Annotated in this window: 22 protein-coding genes; 17 read left to right on the forward strand and 5 right to left on the reverse strand. The window is 54.5% G+C overall.

What is annotated here, in order from left to right:
* The 11 genes from TH30_RS22140 to ftsY all read left to right on the forward strand — a co-directional run.
* Window positions 1–1,469: Ig-like domain-containing protein (locus TH30_RS22140; protein ID WP_220150328.1), on the forward strand; the 1,469-nt coding region annotated here is incomplete at its 5' end.
* Window positions 1,444–4,455, forward strand: coding sequence for a calcium-binding protein (locus TH30_RS14880; RefSeq protein WP_114098890.1), 3,012 nt, complete (start codon window positions 1,444–1,446; stop codon window positions 4,453–4,455). The genes TH30_RS22140 and TH30_RS14880, both read left to right, overlap by 26 nt.
* A gap of 159 nt (window positions 4,456–4,614) precedes the next feature.
* Entirely contained in the window at window positions 4,615–4,749 is a 135-nt protein-coding gene (rpmH, locus tag TH30_RS14885) for a 50S ribosomal protein L34 (RefSeq protein WP_007091264.1), read from the forward strand.
* 4 nt (window positions 4,750–4,753) lie between these two features.
* The gene (gene rnpA / locus TH30_RS14890; RefSeq protein ID WP_114098891.1) at window positions 4,754–5,215 is read left to right on the forward strand and encodes a ribonuclease P protein component; all 462 of its coding nucleotides are present in this window, start codon (window positions 4,754–4,756) and stop codon (window positions 5,213–5,215) included.
* Window positions 5,212–5,523, forward strand: coding sequence for a membrane protein insertion efficiency factor YidD (yidD, locus tag TH30_RS14895; protein WP_114098892.1), 312 nt, complete (start codon window positions 5,212–5,214; stop codon window positions 5,521–5,523). Before rnpA ends, yidD begins: the two co-directional genes overlap by 4 nt.
* 45 nt (window positions 5,524–5,568) lie before the next feature.
* A complete protein-coding gene (gene yidC, locus TH30_RS14900) occupies window positions 5,569–7,281 on the forward strand; it encodes a membrane protein insertase YidC (protein WP_114098893.1) in 1,713 nt (570 codons plus the stop codon).
* A gap of 74 nt (window positions 7,282–7,355) precedes the next feature.
* On the forward strand, window positions 7,356–8,018 hold the full coding sequence (gene yihA / locus TH30_RS14905; RefSeq protein WP_114098894.1) for a ribosome biogenesis GTP-binding protein YihA/YsxC: 663 nt from the start codon (window positions 7,356–7,358) through the stop codon (window positions 8,016–8,018).
* Window positions 8,019–8,055: 37 nt separating this feature from the next.
* Window positions 8,056–8,985, forward strand: a complete 930-nt coding sequence (gene argB / locus TH30_RS14910; protein WP_114098895.1) for an acetylglutamate kinase — start codon at window positions 8,056–8,058, stop codon at window positions 8,983–8,985.
* A gap of 150 nt (window positions 8,986–9,135) precedes the next feature.
* Entirely contained in the window at window positions 9,136–10,161 is a 1,026-nt protein-coding gene (locus tag TH30_RS14915) for a GGDEF domain-containing protein (protein ID WP_114099036.1), read from the forward strand.
* Between the two features lie 220 nt (window positions 10,162–10,381).
* The gene (mtaB, locus tag TH30_RS14920; protein WP_114098896.1) at window positions 10,382–11,629 is read left to right on the forward strand and encodes a tRNA (N(6)-L-threonylcarbamoyladenosine(37)-C(2))-methylthiotransferase MtaB; all 1,248 of its coding nucleotides are present in this window, start codon (window positions 10,382–10,384) and stop codon (window positions 11,627–11,629) included.
* Window positions 11,626–12,561, forward strand: coding sequence for a signal recognition particle-docking protein FtsY (gene ftsY / locus TH30_RS14925; RefSeq protein ID WP_114098897.1), 936 nt, complete (start codon window positions 11,626–11,628; stop codon window positions 12,559–12,561). Before mtaB ends, ftsY begins: the two co-directional genes overlap by 4 nt.
* A gap of 55 nt (window positions 12,562–12,616) precedes the next feature.
* Here ftsY and TH30_RS14930 read toward each other — a convergent pair whose 3' ends face one another.
* Both TH30_RS14930 and TH30_RS14935 read right to left on the reverse strand, forming a co-directional pair.
* Window positions 12,617–13,996 carry a diacylglycerol/lipid kinase family protein gene (locus TH30_RS14930; RefSeq protein WP_114098898.1) on the reverse strand — a complete coding sequence of 460 codons (1,380 nt, stop codon included), beginning with the start codon at window positions 13,994–13,996 and terminating at the stop codon, window positions 12,617–12,619.
* A 77-nt stretch (window positions 13,997–14,073) separates the two neighbouring features.
* Entirely contained in the window at window positions 14,074–14,577 is a 504-nt protein-coding gene (locus tag TH30_RS14935) for a Dps family protein (protein WP_114098899.1), read from the reverse strand.
* 224 nt (window positions 14,578–14,801) lie between these two features.
* Here TH30_RS14935 and TH30_RS14945 point away from each other — a divergent pair, with 224 nt between their 5' ends.
* Together TH30_RS14945 and TH30_RS14950 are read left to right on the forward strand one after the other, a co-directional pair.
* The gene (locus TH30_RS14945) at window positions 14,802–15,269 is read left to right on the forward strand and encodes a hypothetical protein (protein WP_114099037.1); all 468 of its coding nucleotides are present in this window, start codon (window positions 14,802–14,804) and stop codon (window positions 15,267–15,269) included.
* A 96-nt stretch (window positions 15,270–15,365) separates the two neighbouring features.
* The gene (locus TH30_RS14950) at window positions 15,366–15,956 is read left to right on the forward strand and encodes a YqaA family protein (RefSeq protein WP_114098901.1); all 591 of its coding nucleotides are present in this window, start codon (window positions 15,366–15,368) and stop codon (window positions 15,954–15,956) included.
* 72 nt (window positions 15,957–16,028) lie between these two features.
* On the opposite strand, the gene TH30_RS22010 is transcribed toward TH30_RS14950, so the two are convergent.
* Complete coding sequence (locus TH30_RS22010; RefSeq protein WP_147252016.1) at window positions 16,029–16,238, reverse strand: hypothetical protein; 210 nt, start codon at window positions 16,236–16,238, stop codon at window positions 16,029–16,031.
* Window positions 16,239–16,582: 344 nt separating this feature from the next.
* On the opposite strand from TH30_RS22010, the gene TH30_RS14955 reads away from it, so the two are divergent.
* From TH30_RS14955 to chrA, 4 genes are all read left to right on the forward strand, one after another.
* Window positions 16,583–17,110: an RNA polymerase sigma factor gene (locus tag TH30_RS14955; protein WP_114099038.1), complete on the forward strand. Its 528-nt coding sequence runs from the start codon at window positions 16,583–16,585 to the stop codon at window positions 17,108–17,110.
* A gap of 1 nt (window position 17,111) precedes the next feature.
* Window positions 17,112–17,354, forward strand: coding sequence for a hypothetical protein (locus TH30_RS14960; RefSeq protein ID WP_114098902.1), 243 nt, complete (start codon window positions 17,112–17,114; stop codon window positions 17,352–17,354).
* 514 nt (window positions 17,355–17,868) lie between these two features.
* Window positions 17,869–19,338 (forward strand): AMP nucleosidase, encoded by a 1,470-nt coding sequence (locus TH30_RS14965; RefSeq protein ID WP_114098903.1) that lies wholly within the window; start codon window positions 17,869–17,871, stop codon window positions 19,336–19,338.
* A gap of 236 nt (window positions 19,339–19,574) precedes the next feature.
* Window positions 19,575–20,801, forward strand: coding sequence for a chromate efflux transporter (gene chrA / locus TH30_RS14975; RefSeq protein ID WP_114098905.1), 1,227 nt, complete (start codon window positions 19,575–19,577; stop codon window positions 20,799–20,801).
* 45 nt (window positions 20,802–20,846) lie between these two features.
* Here the strand turns inward: chrA and TH30_RS14980 are convergent, their stop codons facing one another.
* Both TH30_RS14980 and TH30_RS14985 read right to left on the reverse strand, forming a co-directional pair.
* A complete protein-coding gene (locus tag TH30_RS14980; protein ID WP_114098906.1) occupies window positions 20,847–22,307 on the reverse strand; it encodes a serine hydrolase domain-containing protein in 1,461 nt (486 codons plus the stop codon).
* Window positions 22,308–22,402: 95 nt separating this feature from the next.
* Window positions 22,403–23,569, reverse strand: a complete 1,167-nt coding sequence (locus TH30_RS14985) for an MFS transporter (RefSeq protein WP_114098907.1) — start codon at window positions 23,567–23,569, stop codon at window positions 22,403–22,405.
* Between the last annotated feature and the right edge of the window lie 3 nt (window positions 23,570–23,572).

Here is a 23,572-nt window from a genome sequence, read left to right on the forward strand (position 1 = left end):
ATGGCACATGGACGCTCACAGCGGATGATCTCGAAGGTCTGACGATTACGCCCGCCGATGATTATTCCGGCTCGTTTGATCTGGGCATAACGGTGACTTCGACCGATGGTGATGACACCGCAACGGTCACTGACGCCATTACTGTCGATGTTACCGGTGTCGCAGACACCCCGAAGCTTGAAGTGTCGGATGCTTCCGGCAGCGAAGAAGGCGCGATTGTGCTGGATATCGATGCGGGCCTGAGCGACGCCTCGGAAGTTCTGTCGATCACCATTTCCGGTGTTCCGGATGGGGCAGAACTTTCGGCTGGTACGGACAACGGTGATGGCACATGGACGTTGTCGGCGGATGACCTCGAAGGCCTGACGATCACCCCGGCTGATGATTATTCCGGCTCGTTCGATCTGGGTGTTACGGTCACTTCGACCGATGGTGAGGATACCGCAACTACATCGGGCTCAATCACCGTTGATGTTGAAGGTGTCGCGGATGCGCCGACGCTGGAAGTCTCTGACGCTTCGGGTAGTGAAGAGGGTTCAATTGCCCTTGATATTGACGCGGGCCTGACTGATGCGTCGGAAGTTCTGTCGATCACGATCTCCGGTGTTCCGGATGGCGCCGAGTTGTCTGCCGGTACCGATAATGGCGACGGCACCTGGACACTGTCTGCCTCAGACCTCGAAGGTCTGACACTTACCCCTGCGGATGATTATTCAGGGTCCTTCGATCTGGGTGTCACCGTCACATCGACTGATGGTGACGATACCGCAACTACATCCGGCTCGATAACCGTTGATGTAGCGGGTGTTGCGGATGCTCCGACCCTTGAAGTCTCGGATGCGTCTGGCAGCGAAGAAGGTGCGATTGCCCTTGATATTGACGCTGGCCTGACGGATGCATCGGAGGTTCTGTCGATCACGATTTCTGGCGTGCCCGATGGTGCCGTGCTGTCGGCTGGTTCTGATAATGGTGACGGCACCTGGACGCTGACGGCGGATGATCTCGAAGGCCTGACGATTACGCCCGCCGATGATTATTCCGGCTCCTTCGATCTGGGCGTCACCGTCACATCGACTGATGGTGAGGATACCGCGACTACCTCGGGCTCAATCACCGTTGATGTTGCCGGTGTTGCGGACACTCCGACGCTTGAAGTCTCCGACGCGTCGGGCAGCGAAGACAGTGCGATCACTCTCAATATCGACGCGGGGCTCGCGGATAGTTCAGAAACCCTGACAATAACGATTTCCGGTGTGCCGGAAGGTGCGACCTTGTCGGCAGGTACTCTGAATGATGACGGAACCTGGTCGCTGACGTCGGATGATCTTGACGGGCTGTCAATAACGCCTCCCGATGATTATAGCGGTAGTTTTGATCTCGAAATTACGGCGAGTACTCAGGACGGCGTAGATATCGCAAGTGTGACGGATACCGTCATGGTCAATGTGCGCAGATGCCCCGACCCTTGAAGTGTCGGATGCTTCCGGCAGTGAAGAAGGTGCGATTGCGCTCGATATTGACGCTGGCCTGAGTGATGCATCGGAAGTTCTTTCGATCACGATCTCTGGCGTGCCCGATGGAGCCGTGCTGTCGGCTGGTTCCTTCGATCTGGGCGTCACCGTCACATCGACTGATGGTGAGGATACCGCGACTACCTCGGGCTCAATCACCGTTGATGTTGCCGGTGTTGCGGACACTCCGACGCTTGAAGTCTCCGACGCGTCGGGCAGCGAAGACAGTGCGATCACTCTCAATATCGACGCGGGGCTCGCGGATAGTTCAGAAACCCTGACAATAACGATTTCCGGTGTGCCGGAAGGTGCGACCTTGTCGGCAGGTACTCTGAATGATGACGGAACCTGGTCGCTGACGTCGGATGATCTTGACGGGCTGTCAATAACGCCTCCCGATGATTATAGCGGTAGTTTTGATCTCGAAATTACGGCGAGTACTCAGGACGGCGTAGATATCGCAAGTGTGACGGATACCGTCATGGTCAATGTGATTGGCGATGCAGATTTGCCAACCCTTGAAGTGTCTGATGCTTCGGGTAACGAAGAAGGTGCGATAGCGCTCGATATTGATGCGGGCCTGACGGATGCATCGGAAGTTCTGTCGATCACGATTTCTGGTGTTCCGGATGGCGCAGAGTTGTCTGCCGGGACCGATAATGGTGACGGTACCTGGACGCTCTCGGCCTCAGACCTCGAAGGTGGCACATCGACGCTCACAGCGGATGATCTTGAAGGTCTGACGATCACGCCTGCCGATGATTATTCCGGATCGTTTGATCTGGGTGTGACGGTGACTTCGACCGATGGTGATGACACCGCAACGGTCACTGACGCCATTACTGTCGATGTTGCCGGTGCCGCAGATGCGCCGACCCTTGAAGTGTCGGATGCTTCTGGCAGCGAAGAGGGCGCGATTGTGCTCGATATTGACGCTGGCCTGAGTGATGGATCGGAAGTTCTGTCGATCACGATCTCCGGTGTTCCAGATGGTGCCGAGTTGTCAGCCGGTACCGATAATGGTGACGGCACCTGGACGCTCTCGGCCTCAGACCTCGAAGGTCTGACGATCACGCCTGCCGATGATTATTCCGGATCGTTTGATCTGGGCATAACGGTGACTTCGACCGATGGTGATGACACCGCAACGGTCACTGACGCCATTACTGTCGATGTTGCCGGTGTTGCGGATACTCCGACGCTTGAAGTAACGGACGCGACCGGTGAGGAGGGCAATAGTGTTGCCCTTGATATTGATGCCGCTGTAACCGACAGCAGTGAAACACTGACGGTGACCATTAGCGGTGTGCCCTCAGGGGCGAGCCTGTCGGCAGGTACCAACAACGGTGATGGCAGCTGGACGTTAAGTGCAGCCCAGTTGGCAGGCCTTACGATCACGACGGCAAGTGACTATTCCGGGACATTCGAGCTGACTGTTTCTGTGCAGTCCCAGGATGGAGAGGATACCGCCACGACCACAGCAATCCTTGAAGTAACGATCGAGGAAATGGCAGCGGGTGACGAAACCCTTTGGGGAACTGACGCGAGCGAAGTCTTCGAGACAGGGGCTGGTAACGACACTGTCGGCGCTGGTGGTGGCAATGATACGGTCTCGACCAATGCCGGTGACGATACGATCTGGGGCGGTAACGGTAATGATGTGATCTATGCCGGGGATGGTAACGACAGCATCACCGGTGATGGCGGCAATGACTATATTGATGGTGGTGCCGGTGACGACACCATTCATGGCGGCGAGGGAACCAACACCATCTATGGCGGCGCCGGGAACAACTACATTACCGGTGGCAGTGGCAATGACAGCATCTATGCCAGTGATGGTGACAACATCATCTATGCCAATGAGGGCAATAACCACATCGAAACCGGTGCTGGAAATGACAGCCTGTATGCTGGAAGCGGTGACGACACCATCATTGGCGGAGATGGCAATAATTATGTCAGTGCCGGTGAAGGCAAAAACTATGTCGAGACCGGGTCGGGCAATGACACGATCACGTCAGGCAGCAATGATGACAAAATCAATGCGGGTGATGGTGACAACCTGATTTCTGCTGGCGAGGGCAAAAACACCATCTGGGGTGGTTCGGGTGCGGACAGCATCAGTGTCGGTTCTGGCGATGACAGGATTTATGCCGGGGACGGTGACAATACCGTCAATGCCGGCGAGGGCCGGAACGATATCGAAACCGGCAGCGGCGATGACACCATCACGTCGGGCAGCGACAACGATACGGTTTCGTCGGGGGCTGGCGATGACAACATTGATGTCAGCGGCGGCAAGAACACTGTCTGGGGAGGCGACGGCAACGATTCCATTCATGGAGCCTGGGGCAACGACACTTTCTATGGCGGGGCTGGAAATGACATCCTGAATGCGGATGGGGGCGACAACTATTTCGATGGCGGTGCCGACAGCGATACCCTGACCGGTGGTTGGGGCAAGGATACCTTCTATGGCGGATCGGGCGATGACATGCTTGATGGCGGTGGTGGGGATGACAAGCTGTATGGTGAGGACGGGGATGACACCCTTTCTGGCGGTGCAGGCAAGGACACACTCAGTGGCGGAGATGGTAATGACCTTCTGCTGGGTGGGGATGACGACGATACGCTGATGGGCGGGATCGGGGACGACACGCTGTATGGCGATGGCGGATCGGATCTGTTCATCTTTAATATGGGCGAGGGCAATGACCATGTAGATGGTGGTGCCAATGGCTGGACGACCGATACCATCGAATTGCACGGTATTGGCGGCGGCAATCTCGACTCGAGTGACTGGACCCTGATCCTTGATGAGGGGACCATCACCGATTCGAAGAAACACTCGCTTGAACTTTCCACCGATTCGTCTGGAACCATCGTCTTTTCGGATGGTTCCGAGTTGACATTCTCCAATGTCGAACGTATCGAGTGGTGACGAATTCACATTTCGGGTGCCGTCGGGACGAAATCCCGGCGGCATTGCCGGTTTTCTGGGGGTGAACACCTTGTCTCGAGTTGACAGCCATGGTGTGAAGCCCTATACAGCGGACCTCGAATTTTATCGGATTACCTTATTTAGAACGGAGTAAGTGCAGTGAAGCGCACCTACCAGCCAAGCAAACTCGTACGGAAACGCCGCCACGGCTTCCGTTCCCGCAGCGCGACCGTCGGTGGCCGCCGTGTGCTGACCGCACGCCGCGCCAAGGGCCGCAAGCGTCTGTCGGCCTAATGTTGTGACCATTTCGGTGGAACGCCTTAAAAAGCGTGCGGAATTCCTCCGTGTTGCGGGCACCCGCCGAAAATGGGTTACACAGGGGTTGATCCTGCAGGGCGCACCACGCCCGGGGATCAAGCCGGATACAGAATACGCCGGTGAAGAACGACTCGCCCGAGTCGGTTTCACTGTCACCAAAAAGGTGGGAAAGGCCGTCGTCCGCAATCGCGTTCGGCGGCGTTTGCGTGCTGTGGCAGAGCAATTGATGAGCGAACTCGCATTGCCCGGATGGGATTATGTCGTGATCGGTCGTGCCCAAACCATTGATCGGCCTTTTGAAAAACTGATTGATGATTTGAAATTTGCCCTGCGTCGGGTTCCTGATGCCAAGCCGTCTGCGCCGGATTCGCGCCGTCCCCGCAAGGGACGCAGTGCCAGTTCGTCAGGTGGGACATCAAAGGCAGGAGGTCCGTCAAAATGACCTCTTCGAATCCTGCACCCGGTTTCCTTGCCCGCCTTCTTCAAATCGCAGTTCGCGGTTATCAGCTGTTTTTGTCGCCTTATATCGGGTGGTCATGTCGCTATCAGCCGACCTGTTCGGCATACATGATGGAAGCATTGGCCCGGCACGGGGCAATAAAAGGCAGCTGGATGGGAATTAAACGGATAATGCGTTGCCATCCATGGGGTGGTCATGGTTATGATCCCGTGCCCGGATGTGGCTGCGAACAAAACAAAGCGTCGTCGGATGGTGAAAACCGGTCCCCGGCGCTTTCGTCATGTAAATAGAATAAGCGGTCGGCAAATGCTGGCTGAGCAAAGCGGAATGAGGCGATGAACGAACAACGTAACCTGTGGGTGGCAATTGCATCGGCAGTTGTGATTCTTATCGGGTGGCAATTCTTCTTTGCGCCGGAACCTGATACCCAGGTTCGCGAAGCGCAAGTTCGTGAACAGCTTGATGCAAACGGCAGCAACGCGCCGCAGGTATCAACCGGTGGGCCCAGTGTCCCGGGCGGTCAGCCAGCAGTGCCGACTGTCAAGCGTGAAGACGCGTTGGCGAAATCGCCGCGTATCACCATCGAAACCCCGCGTGTCGAAGGCTCGATTCGCCTTGTCGGGGGGGTGATTGACGATATTCAGCTTCAGGATTACCGCGAGACCGAAGAACCTGACAGCCCGCTGATCCATGTTCTGAACCCGACGGGCAGCAATGATGCCTATTTTGCGGAGTTCGGCTGGGTCGCCGGTGAAAAGGGGATCAGTCTTCCCAATAGTGATACCCGCTGGACCGCAAGCAGCGACAAGTTGACGCCCGATAGTCCGGTAACGCTGAGCTGGGATAACGGCGCAGGCCTTACCTTCAAGCGTCAGATCGCGATTGACGAGAACTATCTGTTCACCGTCAATCAGTCGGTCGTGAACAACAGCGGTGGCGCAGTCACCCTGTATCCGTACGGACTGATTTCGCGTAAGAACAAGCCGCTCACTGCCGGTTTCTATATTCTGCATGAAGGTCCGCTTGGTGTGATCGACGGTACGCTTACCGAGATCGACTATGACGATCTGGCCGACGATGGCGCAGTTGAAAAGAAAACCACTGGCGGATGGCTTGGCATTACCGACAAATATTGGCTGGTTGCGCTGGCGCCGTCTTCGGACGAAGCGCTGACCGCACGTTTCAGCCACCATGTGGCGGACAATTCCGACAAGTACCAGACGGATTATCTTGGTGCGCCGCGCACGATTGCTGATGGGGCAGAAGCCGCTGCCGAGACGCGTTTGTTTGCCGGTGCAAAAGAAGTCACATTGCTTGATAGCTATGCCGAGGAATACGGGATTACCAACTTTGATCTCGCGATTGACTTTGGCTGGTTCTACTTCCTGACCAAGCCGTTCTTCCTGTTCTTGCAGTACCTGTATCATCTGGTTGGCAACTTTGGTGTGTCGATCCTGATCATTACGGTCATCATCAAGGGGATCATGTTCCCGCTTGCAAACAAGTCGTACAAATCCATGAGTGCGATGAAAAAGTTGCAGCCGCAGATCACCAAGATGCGCGAACAGTTCAAGGATGACCGTCAGCGTCAACAGCAGGAAATGATGGCACTGTACAAGCGCGAGAAGATCAACCCGGCTTCGGGTTGCCTTCCGATCATTGTCCAGATCCCGGTCTTCTTTGCGCTTTACAAGGTTCTGTTTGTCAGCATCGAAATGCGCCATGCGCCGTTCTTTGGCTGGATTCAGGATCTGTCGGCGCCGGACCCCACGTCGTTGTTCAACCTGTTTGGTCTGATTCCATGGGATCCGCCGCAGATGCTGATGATCGGTGTCTGGCCGTTGATCATGGGTATTACCATGTATCTGCAACAGAAACTCAACCCGGCTCCGGCTGATCCGACCCAGGCAAAGATCATGATGTTCCTTCCGCTGATCTTTACCTTCATGCTGGCAAGTTTCCCGGCGGGTCTTGTGATCTACTGGGCATGGAACAACACGCTGTCGATCATTCAGCAGCGCTACATCATGTACAAGATGGGGGTTTAACCCCCCCATCTACCCTTTACGGGTCCATCTTCCCTTCGGGGGAAAATCCCCGCAAAACCGGGGAAGGAATAACGATGACACAAGAAAATCTGCCGTCGGCAACTGCAATTCCGACGCATGAAGACTCAGTAATCGAAGCCGGGCGGAAGCTTTTTAGCCGCCCGGTTAACTTCGTTCTTGGTGTGGCGCAGCTCGAACAGCTGCCGCCCGAGGAAAAAACCGAAATCTGTTTTGCCGGACGCTCAAACGTTGGCAAATCCAGCCTGATCAATGCGATCACGGGGCGTAAGGACATTGCACGCACGTCCAATACGCCGGGTCGTACCCAGCAGCTGAACTATTTCGATCTTGATGGCGCATGCCATATTGTCGACTTGCCGGGCTATGGCTTTGCACAGGCCCCGAAGGATATTGTCGATACCTGGCATGCCCTGATCAAACAGTATCTGCGTGGGCGTGTTACGTTGCGTCGCGTGTTTGTTCTGATCGATTCCAGACATGGTTTCAAAAAGGCCGATCTGGACATGATGAAGCTGCTTGATGAGTCGGCTGTGCCATATCAGGTTGTACTGACCAAGTCGGACAAGCTAAAAAAGGGACAGCTTGAAAAACGCATCAAGGAAGTGGTCGATGCTCTGGTGAAACATCCGGCGGCCTTGCCACAGATTTTTGCGACATCAAGTGAAAAGAATACCGGACTTGCGGAATTGCGGGCAGAAATCTCGACGCTGCTCTGAGGCCGTCAGGTTCATCGCTTAAATATGGGGAAGTGAGATGAACGAAGAAATCCGTTCTGAAGAAGATCAATCGGAATCCAGCGCATACCGGACGTTGGCACGCGCCAAAGTCCTTTCCGAGGCTCTTCCCTATATGCGACGATTCAATGGCCAGACGATCGTGATCAAGTATGGCGGTCACGCCATGGGTGATCCGGAACTGGCGCGTCTGTTTGCGCAGGATATGGTGCTTCTCAAGCAGGTTGGCATGAACCCGATTGTCGTTCATGGCGGCGGCCCGCAGATTGGCCAGATGCTCAAGCAGCTCAATATCCAGTCAGAATTCGTTGACGGTCTTCGCGTAACCGATCAGCAAACAATCGACGTTGTCGAAATGGTTCTGGCGGGCAAGATCAACAAGGAAATCGTTTCCAATATCAATGCCGCAGGCGGCATCGGTGTTGGCCTGTGCGGCAAGGATGCGCATCTGATTACCGCGCGCAAGCTGACCCGTACCAAACGCGATCCGGAAAGCAATATCGAGAAGGTCCTTGATCTGGGCTTTGTTGGTGAGCCGGCAAAGGTCAATCCCCACGTTCTTGATTGCTTCATCAATACCGACATCATTCCGGTTATCTCACCGATCGGTGTTGGCGAAGACGGTCAGACATATAATATCAATGCGGATACTGCTGCCGGTGCAATTGCCAAGGCAGTTGGTGCGCGTCGTCTCTATATGCTGACGGATGTTAAGGGGATTCTTGATGGCGAGAAGAACCTTGTAAGGGATGCGGATATTGACCACATCAATGCAATGATTGCAGATGGTACCATTCAGGGAGGCATGATCCCGAAAACCGAAACCTGCATGGATGCGGTTCAAAACGGGGTCGAGGCAGCGGTTATTGTTGATGGCCGTGCGCCACACGCCGTCTTGCTGGAGCTTTTCACCGAGCGCGGTGCCGGGACAATGATCCGCGGAAACTGACCGTCAACAGAGAGCCAACACTTTAGTATAGTTTTGTGCGACGTATATCTGGTTCCGTGAATTGAATTAGGATATGTTGATGCGATAAATAACGCCGGTCAGGCGTAACGTATTGACTTAACTATGAAAACACGAGCTGGAGCAACCGTTGTGACCACGACGGAACAACAGATATCTCGCCACTGGGATTATGCGGAAGCGACTTTGAAGGCTCTGCGCGAGCGGGGCCTTCGTCCGACGCCTGAACTGTACCATGTGTGGTTCGTTTACTTTGCTGAAGAAAATCCTGAAATCCTGCGGGTTATCGATGCTGTTCAGGCCAGTGGTGACCAACTGGCCGAAGACACGCTGCTTCAGCTTTATTACCGCTATATTTTCGACCGGCAGGCGGCTGATTTCCTTCAGCGCGGCATGGAAGACTTTTCCGAACTGGTTGAAAACAGTGACGAATGCCTGACCACGGCAAAGTCGGGTCTTGGCAGTTATGGTGACTTGCTGAACAGGTCGCTCAAGACACTGGAAAAGCACAAGGAAGTCAGTCCGGTGCTGCGCGAAGTGATCAGCCATACTGACCAGATGAAAGAAACCATCGATAATCTTCACAAGCGTCTGGATAGCTATCTGAACAGTGTTGCGCTGTTGCAGCGCGAACTCGACGAGACCCGCGAGCGGTCCTATACCGATGGTCTGACCCGTGTTTCCAACCGCATGTATTTCGAAGAGCAACTGGCACTGCTTGCCGCAGAATATGATGCCTCGGCAAACCCGGAGCCGTTCTGCGTGATGATGGTCGATCTTGATCAGTTCAAATCGGTCAATGACCGGTTCGGGCATCGGATTGGTGATGAAATTCTGGTCCTGATTGCTTCGATGCTGAAGGCCAATATCAAGGGGCGTGATATTGTGGCGCGCTATGGCGGGGATGAATTTGCCATCCTGTTGCCCCAGACACCATTGGCCGATGCCATGGCCCTGGCCGAAGATATGAGCAAGCGCATTGCCGCGCGCGAAATCAAATCAAAGTCCTCCGGGGCATCTTATGGTCATATGACGGTATCTGTCGGTGCTGCGCAATATGTCGCCAACGAGGGCGGCGCCAAACTGATTGATCGCGCGGATAGTGCGCTATATCGCGCCAAGAAGGATGGTCGGAACCGTAATTTCGCGGCCGAGTAACGGAATTCTACCGTCGATAGGGGCTGCTGGCGTGGTTTTAAGCCTGCCATGCATGTGTGCCATGACGGTGGCGGACTTGCATTGAAGCGTTCAAAAGCGTATGTAACCAGCGCCCGGCACGGTCAGACGACTTTGCCGGGCGTTCCGCACTTGCTGCATCTGACTTGTTTGCGCAGGCGGAATGTTTCCCGGAATAAAGACAGATCACAGAAAGCCGAGCATGAAAGAGCCGCGCGTAGTTACATTTGGATGTCGTCTGAACACCTATGAGTCCGAGGTGATGCGCGATCATGCCAAAAATGCCGGCCTTGATGATGCGATCATCATCAATACCTGTGCTGTCACGACCGAGGCCGAACGTCAGGCGCGCCAGAGCATCCGTCGGCTGCGCCGGGAAAATCCCGATGCCAAGATTTTCGTGACCGGCTGCGCGGTACAGGTCAATCCGGATAAATTTGCCAAAATGACCGAGATCGACCGTATCTTTGGCAATGATGCCAAGATGAAGGCCGAAACGTTCCTGATGCCGGAACATGAACGTGTTGTCGTCAATGACATCATGTCGGTGGAAGAAACTGCAAGTCACCTTGTATCGGGGTTCGAGGGGCGTGCGCGTGCGTTCGTTCAGGTCCAGAACGGTTGCGATCACCGTTGTACGTTCTGCATCATTCCGTTTGGTCGCGGGAATTCGCGCAGTGTCCCGATGGGTGAGATCGTCACCCAGGTCCGGGAGCTGGTTTCCAATGGCTATGGCGAGGTTGTCCTGACCGGGGTCGATATCACGTCCTATGGTCATGATCTTCCGGGGCAGCCGACCCTTGGGCAGATGTCGCGCCGTTTGCTGGCGCAGGTTCCTGAATTGCCGCGCTTGCGCATTTCATCAATTGATCCGGTCGAAGTTGACGAAGAGCTGTTTCGACTGATCGAAACCGAACCGCGTCTGATGCCGCATATGCATATCAGTTTGCAGGCAGGTGATGACATGGTGCTTAAACGCATGAAGCGCCGCCATCTGCGTCAGGATGTTGTGGATTTCTGCAAAAAGGTCCGCGAATTACGTCCCGATGTGACATTCGGCGCCGATATCATCGCAGGTTTCCCGACCGAAACCGACGAGATGGCTGAAAATACGCTGCGCCTTGTTGATGAATGCGGTCTGATTTACCTGCATGTCTTTCCCTATTCAGCGCGCCCAGGAACCCCGGCCGCACGGATGCCGCAGGTGCCAAAGGATCTTCGCAAGGAACGCGCAAGTGCGCTTCGCGACGCCGGCGACGTTCAGTTGAACAATTTCCTGAAATCACGTATCGGCATGATCGAGAATGTGCTGGTTGAAAAGGAAAATACTGGCCATACGGAGCATTTTGCTCCCGTTCTGCTTGATCGCGTGATAGAACCGGGCTCGATAGCAAAGGCCAAGGTTACCGGCCTTGAAGATGGAAAACTGATTGCGGAGCTTGTGGGATGACCGAAGAGGGGAAAAAGAGCTGGTTTAGCCGCCTGAAAGACGGGTTGAAACGCTCCTCCTCAAAGCTGACCGCCGGGATTGCCGATATCTTCACCAAGCGTCGTCTTGATGACGATGCGCTTGAAGAATTTGAAGACCTTCTCATTACATCGGATCTGGGTGTCACAACCGCGGCCAAACTGAGCGCGGAGCTGGCGAAAACGCGTTTCGACAAGGAAGTCGATTCAAGCGAAATTCAGGAATTCATTGCCGACGAAGTCGCCAAAATCCTTGAACCTGTTGCCAAGCCGCTGGTGATTGATCCGGGCAAGAAACCCCATGTGGTTCTGGTTGTCGGGGTGAACGGATCGGGCAAGACGACCACGATTGGCAAGCTTGCCAAAACCTACAAGGATCAGGGCCTTAAGGTCATGATGGCGGCGGGCGATACATTCCGTGCTGCTGCGGTTGAGCAGCTCAAGGTCTGGGGTGAGCGGACCAATTGTCCGGTGATAGCGCGTGATACCGGTGCCGATGCGGCCGGTCTTGCCTTTGATGCCATCGAGCAGGCCCAGCGCGAAGGCTATGATCTGTTGCTGATTGATACGGCCGGTCGCCTTCAGAACAAGGCGCATCTGATGGACGAGCTTAAAAAGATCGTCCGCGTGATCAAAAAGCGTGATGAAAGTGCCCCGCATGACACGCTTCTGGTGCTTGATGCCACGACCGGACAGAACGCCCATTCACAGGTCGAAACCTTTGGCGAGGCGACCAATGTTTCCGGCCTGATTGTGACCAAGCTTGACGGGACGGCAAAGGGTGGTGTTGTGGTTGCCCTGGCAGAGAAATTCGGCAAGCCGGTTCATGCGATTGGTGTTGGCGAAGCTGCCGAGGATTTGCGCCCGTTTGAGGCAAGGTCATTTGCACGCAGTCTGGCCGGGCTTGAAGACTGATTGCAGACAAAGCCGAAATGACGAAAGGCAGCCTGGTAGGCTGCCTTTTTTCGTTCTAGCGGGTCTTGATAAAGTCGTTAATCGAATTGCGAAACTGGCTGATTTCCCGATCAAGGGAGGCAACCGGATCACGCAAATCTTCGGGCAGTTTTTCAATGACCAGTTCGTCAAGTTCTGCCGCCAATTGTGCGGCCCGCTGATCAAGGCCGATGGCCAGGCGCTGATCGGCATCATTAAACAGCCAATCCATGATCCGGTCCCTTAACTCTTCAAGGCTTTGTAAATCCGGGTCTGGTGTTGCCGCAATAACGCCGAGCGGGCGCAAGGCCAGTTCGATCTGACGATAGATGTCGCGCAAGTTCCGGGTGCTGTCATGGCAAAGTGATTTCAGTTTGCTGTCGCGGACAACCGGAAAAATCGCCTCAAGCCGAAGTGCGAAATCAAGAGTATCGCGCAAGACATCATTGACCGCGTCTTGCTGAGGGATTGTGGTCGGGCTGTTTGCCTGATGCCTGTTTTCTTCCTCGACATAGCTGTTGGGGGCAAATACAGGAAGGGTGCTTGCGCGAAGGGTAAAGCGTGCCGGAAGTTCCCCGATGATTTCACCGTCGGCAAGAATTGGCGCGCCGTCGGCCCCTTCAATCGTGATTTCGTTGCATTCCATCGCCATGGCATAGCTGCTGTTATCGACCGAGCCAAACAGAAGCTCGGCTGCGATATCAAGACCGCTTAGCGTATCGACGCTGTCGCGGATGGCAAACATGTGCAAGAGCCCGTCCTCGGGGCTTTTGGTGTCGCTGGGACGCAGGCCGCCGCCAAAATACCGGCCATTGGTAATGGTGACCTGACGCAGTTTAAGGTTTTGCGGTTTTTCGTTGCCACAGGTGATCGACAGATCAAGCGGATCCATTTCATGCCAGCTTTGCCAGTTGGCAACGGCATAGCTGATTGCGCCCAACGTTCTTTTAAGGTCGGGATTGATCCGTTTGCGGGCATCAGCCGGGACACCGATACTGGCCGCATTGATAAAGCTGTGATCATTGACCCGGCCGACATCAAGCATTCTGATCTGGCCGTGAATGGTTGCACGTGCTGCATCAATCAGATCATCGGGCAGGCCAAGGGTGCGTGCAAAGTCGTTTGCGGTGCCAAGCGGCACAGGGATAAGAACCACCTTTGCCGCGATTACGGTATCGAGAACGGCATTGATCGTGCCATCACCGCCCCCAACCGCGACAATATCGCCAGCACGGGTATTTGAGCGGATAAAGGCACAAATATCGTCCGGATTGTCACACAGGGTCAGCTCGGTCTGATAGCCGGCATCTTCAAATACGGCTCGCAATGGCTGTGCGCCGTTGCCACGCCAGTCTTCGGGAAGTTTTCCCTTTGTCAGAAGCAGACAAACCTTACCCGTCAGATCAGAATTTTTCACGACAACGGACTTTCACATGTGAATGGGGCGGGGGCCGAACCGGCATCAAATGTGCCGGTTCGCGTCAGTTATACAGATCAGGAAAGTGTCGCGCGCAGCATCCAGGCTGCTTCTTCATGCACGCCGATACGGTCGGTCAGAAGGTCGGCTGTTTTCACATCGTCAACTTCCTCGGCCGCAGCGACACCATCGCGGATCAGGCGCGCCATCTTTTCATGGTCATCGACAAGCTCGGTAACCATGTCATTGGTGGTCAGAAGTTTTTCCTGATCGGCAATGACCGAATTTTCCATCATTTCCTTGAGACCCGTCGGCGCTGCAAATCCGATGGCACGAATGCGTTCGGCCATGTCATCAATCGCCACATGAAGGTCTTCATATTGCTCCTCGGTCATTTTATGGAGCGAATAGAAAGCCGGACCCACGACGTTCCAGTGTACGCCGCGCATTTTGGCATAGAGTACGTGCGAAGAACCAACGATCTGGGTCAGCATCGTGGCCAGTTCGCGGCGATCCTTGCGATTCACGCCGGTTTCGACGGGAAATTCCTTTGCAACGGTCTGCATACTGCTATGTGCCATGGTTAAACTCCTTTTGGTTTAGCGCGTCCCCGCGAAGCATCGGGCTTGAATGTTCGACGCTTTCCTTATTCGGCAGGGGCGCTTTGACCATATTAACGTCGGCATTTTCGAAAAGTTCCGCGAAATAAAATAACCACAATTGGAACATTCTTTTGTACCACCCGTTTGCCATTGTAAGCAGCGCGCAAGTAATTGTGCTGCCCTTAATGAATAAGGAGGTTGTGATGTTGAGCAAGAACATGCTGATGATTGGTACGGTACTTATGTCTGTGGGTGTTGCGGCACCGGCCTATGCCGGGTCGTCCTCGGCGACCGATACATCAGGAACGATGGCAACCGATGATGCGATGAAGTCGGACGCAAACAAACTGGGTGACAAGGTTGCCGCCCAGTATGAGAAAGCCAAGGACTTCACCTTTGAGCAGAAAGAAGATTTTCTGGCATGGGTCGGTGAAAAATCCGATCAGCTTGGTGACCAGTATGATGACGTATCTGCGCGTGTGAAAAGCGATAGCGAGGAAGCGGTCGATGAGCTGGCTGAAGCCTGGGACAGCGCCAGTGATGAGCTGAGCGATGCGATGGCATCGGCCAAGGACGCTTCAGCAGACACGTGGGAAGACGTCAAGAAGGACACGCTGAATGCACTTGAGAGTGCACAGAAAGCGATCTCGGGCAGCGGGTCTGCCGAATAGGACGTCACAACCTGAACTCGGCGGCCTGATAAACGTCCGAGGAAGACAGCCCGCCCGTTCTGGGCGGGCTGTTCTTGTCTGTGCAGTGAAGAAGGAATGATTGTGAACCAGAATCAGAAATCATTGGTGGCACGCCTGAAGGACTTTTCCAGAACGGCCCAGCGGTATCTGGCCAGTCTGGCTGCGGGTCGGAAGGGGCTTGCCGGAATTGCCGGGGCGTCGTTCCTTGAGACCACGATCATCCCGATCCCGATCGAACTGGTGATTGCGCCTGTCATGGCCGCGTCGCGGGCGCGCGGCTTTATTGTCGCGACGGTTACTCTGGCCGGAAGCGTTATTGGCGCTTTCGGACTTTATGTTCTTGCATGGGCATTGTTCGATGATCTGGCGCAGCCCCTGATTGATCTGACGGGCGGGCAGGCGCAGTTTGATGATCTTGAGGCCAAATTTGAAACAGGGGGCTTCTGGTTGGTCTTTTTGATCAGCATTGCGCCGGTTCCGATGCAGATTGCTGCTTTGGCGGCAGGTGCTGCCTCTTATCCCGTCTGGCTGTTTCTGATTGCCATCATTGTGTCGCGCGCTTTGCGGTATTACGGATTATGGCTTTTGGTTTTGGGATTCGGGGTTGGAATCGCCCGGATATTTGAAGGCAAGAAGCCAAAAATACACTCTGAATCGTCCCGATGAGGCATTGTTTCAGAGCGGAAAAGCAAAAAAGGCCCGGAAAATAGCCGGGCCTTTTTTGTGGAAAACTGATTTTTATTCCGACTCAACGCGGAAATCGGTCGTGCTTTTGCCTTCGGTATCGGGTTCTGCGACATCTTCGGCGATCAAGCCACGGCGGATCAATTCACGGATCGCAGCCGCGCGCGTTGGCATGCGATGCTCGAAACGCCAGTCATCAATGACTTTCAACTCCTCGTCATCGAGCATGATCTGGAGCTTTTCGGTTCTTTTCGACGTTGGCACGTGGGGTTTCCTGTCAAAGTCAGGGGCTATAAAAACCGCCTGAAGCCATTGAAAATCAATGCATTCAAAAATTTTGGAGTAACTTACGTTACCTCCGTTTCCTCCATAAGACAACCATCTTGCCTAAGTGCGGTAACTGCCTGTGATGCTGTAAGTAATGGAAAGTAATTATGTGAAGTAACCCATGTAGTATATTGAAGTTATCTACAATGTGTCAGATATGTGTTTTGATGTTGTTGTATATATGCTGTATGTTCATTGTATTACCTTAGTTAACCATACGATTTTACTTTAAATATTATTTTCGTTTGTTACGGTTGGGGCATCCGAACAAGGAGGTTGTGATGTCTATGCAAGTGATGAACGAAATCGAAGACCATGTGCCTGCTTTGCGCCGTCATGCGTATCGTCTGACCGGCAGCATGGATATGGCCCAGGATCTGGTTCAGGACACTTTGTTGAAAGCCATCAGCAAAAAGGACCAGTTCGAAGAAGGTACGAGCCTTAAGGCCTGGCTGCACCGTATTCTGTTCAATACCTTTATTTCGGGAAAGCGCCGCGAAAAGACCCGTGGTCCGCAGGTGGACTGGGATGATCTTGGCGACATTTACGGTCATGGCAGCAATCAGATGGCGCGTTTGCAATTGCGTGATGCTGATCGTGTTCTTGAATCTCTGCCCGAGCAGGAGCGCGAGGCGATTATGCTGACCGCTGTCGAAGAGGTTTCCTATCAGGATGCAGCGGATCAGATGTCGGTCGAAATTGGCACGGTGAAATCAAGGGTCGGTCGCGCGCGCCGCAAGCTGCGTGCATCGGTTGGCCGAATCGAAGCCCGCGAACATGCGTCGCGTTATGTCGCAGAGGCAGCATGATATGAGCCCGGTTCTTGCGATATACGGCAAGGAGCACATTCTTGGCTATGTTCGCGGGACACTTGAGGACGACGAAGAACAACAGGATATCGAAAGTCTGGTCGAAAGTGATCCGCGCGCTGCCAGAGTAGTCTGTGACTTGCAATTGACCGATATAGGTGACTGTGAGGCATTTGATGAAGCCGCACGTCGCAGGCTTGGCAAGCTGCAAAGGATTGCAGGCAACGCGGGCATATTAGCGTGAGCTATGCATGCTGCGAATGAAAGGTCCGCGTTGATTGAAATTGACATTGCTGACCAGTGGTCATATATATGCAGATATCAGGGTTGACCGTCTTTTCCCTCAACGTCTAAGGCACCTCCCTGAAATTGCCGAAACCGTCCCCCGGTTTCGGCACTTTTTTATCCGGATTCCATAATGGGCTGATTGAGCAATGACACGGAATGTCTGCGGGCCCGTCAGTTATGAGCCCCGCATCAAAACTGTCATTTGGAATTCTTGAAAATAAATCCGACATATAAGTCATAAGCTTCTGAAACCGACTGAAAATCGGGGGTATGTTGTATATCCCGGTTTGTTCATGAATGGATATTCGCCCGGTGATTGTGGATGGCGAAAAAAGTTTTCGGTTGTCAGAAGGCGGGCGAGCGGTGATAAATCTCTCGCTCCAAGGGCTTTTGTAATTGATCGGGCGTGGTTTCGCGCACCTTGATCAGACAGAAGTTCCAAACAACAATAACAAAAAGGAGCATCCATTATGGTTTCTGGAGTCCACGGATCGGTACGCGATCTGTTTGAATTCACCGACGCTGACAAGGCAATTGCGCGCATCAAGGATATTTATGCGACCGGTGCCAGTGCCGTCCAGGAGGCCTTTGCCCGTTTCGGCCAAGGTCAGCAATCTTCCCCCGTCCGCGCCTATTACCCGTATCTTGGCATCGAAGTGCCGCCAGAAAAGCTGCATGTTGAAAGCACGCTGTCATTTGGCGCGCCGCGTGATCCCGGCGTATATGGCACGACGCTAACAAGGCCTGATCTGTTTGACGAATATTATCGCGAACAGATCGAACTTCTGTTGAAAAACCATGACGTGCCGGTTGTGGTTGGCGTTTCTGATCGGCCTATTCCGTTGCCGTTCCTTGTTGAATCCGCAACAGACAGCATCGGACCAACCGATATTCGCCCGATGCAGCTGATATTTGATATGCCTGATCTTGCCCGCACTGATGACGATATTGCCAATGGTGTGCATTACGGTAATAGCGACGGCCCAAAACCATTGTCGCTGTTTTCAGGGGAACGCGTTGATTACTCGCTCGCACGGTTGCGCCACTATACTGCGACTGCGCCCGAACATTTTCAGAAGTTCGTCCTGTTCACCAACTATCAGCGCTATGTTGACGAGTTCATCGAGTTTGCCAAAACCCAACTCGAAGACCCCAAAAGCCCCTATGTGGCCTTTGTCGAACCGGGGCCGAAAGTCCATGTACGCAAAAACGCCCCCAAGGGCTGGGTAGAATCCGGTGAACCTGTCAGGCAACTGCCGCAGATGCCGTCATATCACCTGATCCGTGAAGACGGTCTGGGCGTGACATTGGTCAATATCGGTGTTGGTCCGTCAAACGCCAAAACGGCGACGGATCATATTGCTGTTCTGCGCCCGCATTGCTGGTTGATGCTTGGTCACTGTGCCGGTCTGCGTCGCAGTCAGTTGCTTGGGGATTACGTTCTGGCCCACGGCTATGTCCGTGACGACCATGTCCTTGATTCTGACTTGCCGCTGTGGATTCCGGTGCCGCCGATTGCCGAGGTGCAGGTTGCGCTGGCAAATTCAGTTGCCAAGATCACCGGCCTCAGAGGCCGCGAGATGAAGGCACGTATGCGCACAGGTACGGTTGCAACGACCGACAACCGGAACTGGGAATTGCGATACAGTGAACTGTTCGTGCGTTTGAACCAGTCACGCGCCATTGCGGTCGATATGGAAAGCGCAACCATTGCTGCCAACGGTTTCCGCTTCCGCGTTCCGTATGGCACGCTTTTGTGTGTGTCGGACAAACCGGTTCATGGTGAGTTGAAGCTGCCCGGTATGGCGAACAATTTCTATCGCCAGCGCATCGGACAGCATCTTCAGGTTGGTTTGGATACGATTGATACCCTGCGTCAGGAAGTCAATCAGCTTCACTCACGCAAGTTGCGATCCCTTGACGAGCCTGCTTTCCGCTAAGCCTGTCTGATCGTGCGAATTGCACATTCAAATCTGTTAGCCCCTGCCATCGCATAACCGTGTTGGCAGGGGTTTTGTTATGAAATGATGACGAATGGTCGGGGAGCTGCTTTTGGCTTTGCCATTGTCGGCCTGTTGCGTATGGTCAGGCGAAAATGAAACCGCCATCTGATCAGGGATCATAATCCGCAATGCCAAGTTCGAGCCCACATAGCGACCCGGCGCCTCAAAAAACAATGTCGGAACAGCAGGGAAGCATGCCGATGGTCTCGGTCGGGTTGTGGCAGATTTTCCTGATTTTCCTGCGTCTTGGTTTGACCAGCTTTGGCGGGCCGGTTGCCCATATCAGCTATTTCCGCGAAGAGTTCGTTGCCCGTCGCAAATGGCTAGGCGATGCACGTTATGCCGATCTGGTTGCCCTTTGCCAGTTCGCCCCGGGACCGGCAAGTTCGCAAGTCGGGATGGGTATCGGTATGGCATTGGGCGGGGTGCCCGGATCGCTTGTTGCATGGCTTGGCTTTACCATGCCATCGGCAATTGTTCTGGCGACCCTTGGTATGGCCTTTGTCGGTTTTGATCTTGCCTCGGTCGAAGGTGTGTTGCGCGGATTGAAACTGGTTGCTGTCGGGGTGGTTGCCCATGCGCTGTTTGGAATGGCGCGCACACTTTGTCCTGATGTCCCGCGGGCCATACTTGCTGTGTTGGCGGCAATCATCATGATCGCAAGTGATACTGTCACAGCACAATTTGCCGTCATTCTTGGCGGCATGCTGGCCGGACTGATCCTTTTGCGGGGCAAGGCGGATGTGTCGGCAGCCGGTTTTGGCAAGCCGCATTCGGTCAAGGGTGCGGTTGTGGCGCTGTGTGCTTTCTTTGCCTTGCTGATCCTGTTGCCGGTTGCTGCGCGGATGGATCAAAGCGGACTGTTTGCCGTTATTGACGGATTTTATCGAAGTGGTGCACTGGTATTTGGTGGCGGGCATGTTGTTTTGCCGTTGCTGCAAAATGCGGTGGTGGCACCGGGCTGGGTCGATGGTGAAACCTTCCTTGCCGGATATGGTGCGACACAGGCAGTTCCCGGGCCGATCTTTACCTTTGCCGCGTATCTTGGTGCAGCTCTTCATTCTGGAGGCGGTATCTGGGTCAGTGCGCTTACATCACTTGTCGCCCTGATTGCGATCTTTTTGCCGGCGTGGTTGCTGGTGGTGGGGCTGTTACCGTTCTGGGACAGGGTCCGTCATATGCCGTTGATGCGGGCAGGATTGCTTGGCGTTAATGCCGCAGTTGTCGGCTTGCTGGCGGCGGTCCTGTATGATCCGATCTGGACCGATGCCATCCATGATCTGTTTGATATCGGATGTGTCGCGCTTGCCTTTGTGGTGCTGCAATGGCGGATCATTCCGGTCTGGGCTTTGGTCGGTGTGGGGGCGCTTGCCGGATATCTTGCGGAACTGGTGATCTGATGATCGCGATTGCCATCTGAGACTGGCAGCCCCGGCAAGATGCAATCAGTCGGTGCTTGAACCGGTATTATTCTGCGCGCTGTCGCCGTCTGGCATATCGTCGGGAATTGCAGGCCTGTCGGGGAAGATATTGCTGATACCGGCAATAAAGTTCCGCAGGTTAAAGGCCCCGTGTTTGCGGGTGACGCCAAGGCGCACAATAACAAGTTCTTTGGACGGGATGACGGTAAGCGACTGTCCATCATGGCCGAGTGCAAAAAATGCGTCGCCGGGTAATTCTGGAACATCGCGACGCGGATTGCCATCCTCGTCCCGTCCGTCAGGTAGATCCAGCCACCAATGGGCACCATAGGTGCCGTTCGGATCGTCTTCTGCCGGGCGGGTTGAATAACGGACCCAGCCTTCCGGCAACAGGCGTTGACCGTTCCAGACGCCATCTTGCAAATAAAGCTGGCCGATCTTTGCCCAGTCACGTGCCGTCGCACTCATGAAACTGGATGCGATGAAATAGCCGTCCGGGTCGGTTTCAATAACAGCACTTGCCATGCCAAGTGGACGGAACAAAAGATCGGTCGGTCTCGCCAGATAGCTTGTCCGAGATCCGCTCAGATTACGAACCGCAGCAGACAGGATGTTTGACGCCCCGGAATTATACGAAAATGTTGTTCCCGGCGTGTGTTCAAGCGGTTTGGAAACGGCAAACCCGGCTGCTGCGGGCTCGATGAATAGCATCTGGACCACATCGGAAAGCGGGTTCCAGTAGGTTTCGTCGAATTCGAGGCCGCTGCGCATTCGCAGCAGATCATCATAAGTGATTGTGGCGCGCGGGTCATTTACCTGTGCCTGCCATTCATTGATTAAAACCGGTTCATGAACATCAGGCATCATGCCTTCCTGACGCATGCGACCCAGAATGGTGTTCCAGACACTTTTGGTCATTGACCAGCCCGGTAACGGTGTTTGCGCGGTGATACCCTCGGCATAGCGTTCGGCGATGACTTTGCCCTGATACAGGATGACGACCGCGCGCGTGCGCCGTTCCGGGATGATGCCGGGTTCGTCCATCGCATCAAACAGGATATTGTTCAATGCTCGGCGATCGACATTGGCGGGCAGGCTGGCGGTCAGAAGCGGCTTGGGCGTAATCGGTGTGATGACCGGATATGAATTGCGCAGGCGGGCAATATGAGTTTGGTCTTCGGCCAGTGTGCAGCCCAGATTCGGGCGATAAATCGCAAAGCGCTTGCGAAAACCGAATGCATGGGCACTGATTGTCTGATTGCGCAGATCGACATTGGTGGTGATCAGGGACAAAAGTGCATTGTTATCGGCCAGCACATCCTCGGCACGGGCCCGGCTGGAGGACAAGCCATCGACAAAAATGGCCGAACACATAGTCTTGGCACTAAAGGCCGCACCAACCGGGGCAAGCCAAATGAAGAACCCGGCGACAAGCGACAGGCCAATCAATATCAGTCCGATAAAGATGGCCTTGATCAAATGCATTCCGCGTCCCTGCCCTGGTTTCATAGCCTCGCATTTTTGAGGATTTGGAGGGTCGCCTGCTTCGTCGGGTAGGTCAAGTCATCGTATCGTATAGGTCATGCAGCCGCCCGGCGCATTGGTGCGCGGATCGCTGAAATCAGGAAGCCGGTGAAATAGAACCCGGCAAGAATAGCCGCCGCACCGATCCAGCCATTCCGGTCAATCATTGCACCGGTAAGCGGGGGCACGATCACCACGAAAATCTCGGCAAACTGGGCCAGCATTCCCTGCAAGGCCGGCATCGAAAGCCCGCCCTTCGCAATACCGGGCAACAGGGCAAAACAGGTACCGGCAACCGCCCCCTGACCGATATTGAAAATGATCAGTGCGACAAGGCTCAGCATCATGTTGTCGCTGACAAAAAGGGTGCCAATGGCCGTTGCCATGACGGGCAAAAAGATAACCAGTATGGTGCGACCGGAAATGTCACGGCCAAGCGCCATGCCTGCACCGATGCTGCCGACAATATTTCCGGCAATTGCGGTGGTGCCGATGATGCCAGCGGCCAGTGCAATGCCGATATCAAGATTATCAACCATCATTGCGGGCATGAAGGCAAGGGCGGCGGATGTCGCACCGGCAAAGGCCGAAAATGTCAGCGCAACTTTAAGGGCAGCACGGGATTTCAGAACACCGATGACCCCGACACTCAGTGACTTCCGGGCTGTCGGCGTTGCGGGCTTTTCCATCATGGCAAGCAACGGCAACAGGATCACGATGGGTAAGGTGCAGGCACCAACCGCCAGTCGCCAGTCAAGCCAGACAACCATGGCCGCGCTGACCCAGTTGCCAAGTGCAATGCCAACCGGAATGAAAGTGCCCCAGATGCTCATGGCCATGGCGACCAGCTTGGGATTGTTAAATCCGGCCATCCAGCTTGGTGCGCCAACAACGATCAGCAAATAACCGATACTGGTAACCAGTCGTCCGACATAAAGAAGGGTGGTGATATTGGCGGTGGCAAAAATTGCGGCACCGGCAATCATCATCACACAGCCCAGAACCAGCGATTTGCGCAATCCGGCCCGCGCGGCCCAGACGCCGGTCGGAATGGCGGTCAGGGCGCCCGCCGCCGTGATCAGGGACGCCACCAGTCCGAATTCCGCCTGACTAAGGCCAAACCCGGCGCGCAGATCAGGCGCGATGGGGCCAATCAGGCCAACTTGCATTGAGGCCGTCAGTCCAAGTCCATAAAGAATGACAATGGCAAGGATCGGGGGCATGGG

Origin of the sequence: Thalassospira profundimaris (assembly GCF_003326795.1) — a bacterium.
Lineage (GTDB): Bacteria > Pseudomonadota > Alphaproteobacteria > Rhodospirillales > Thalassospiraceae > Thalassospira > Thalassospira profundimaris_C.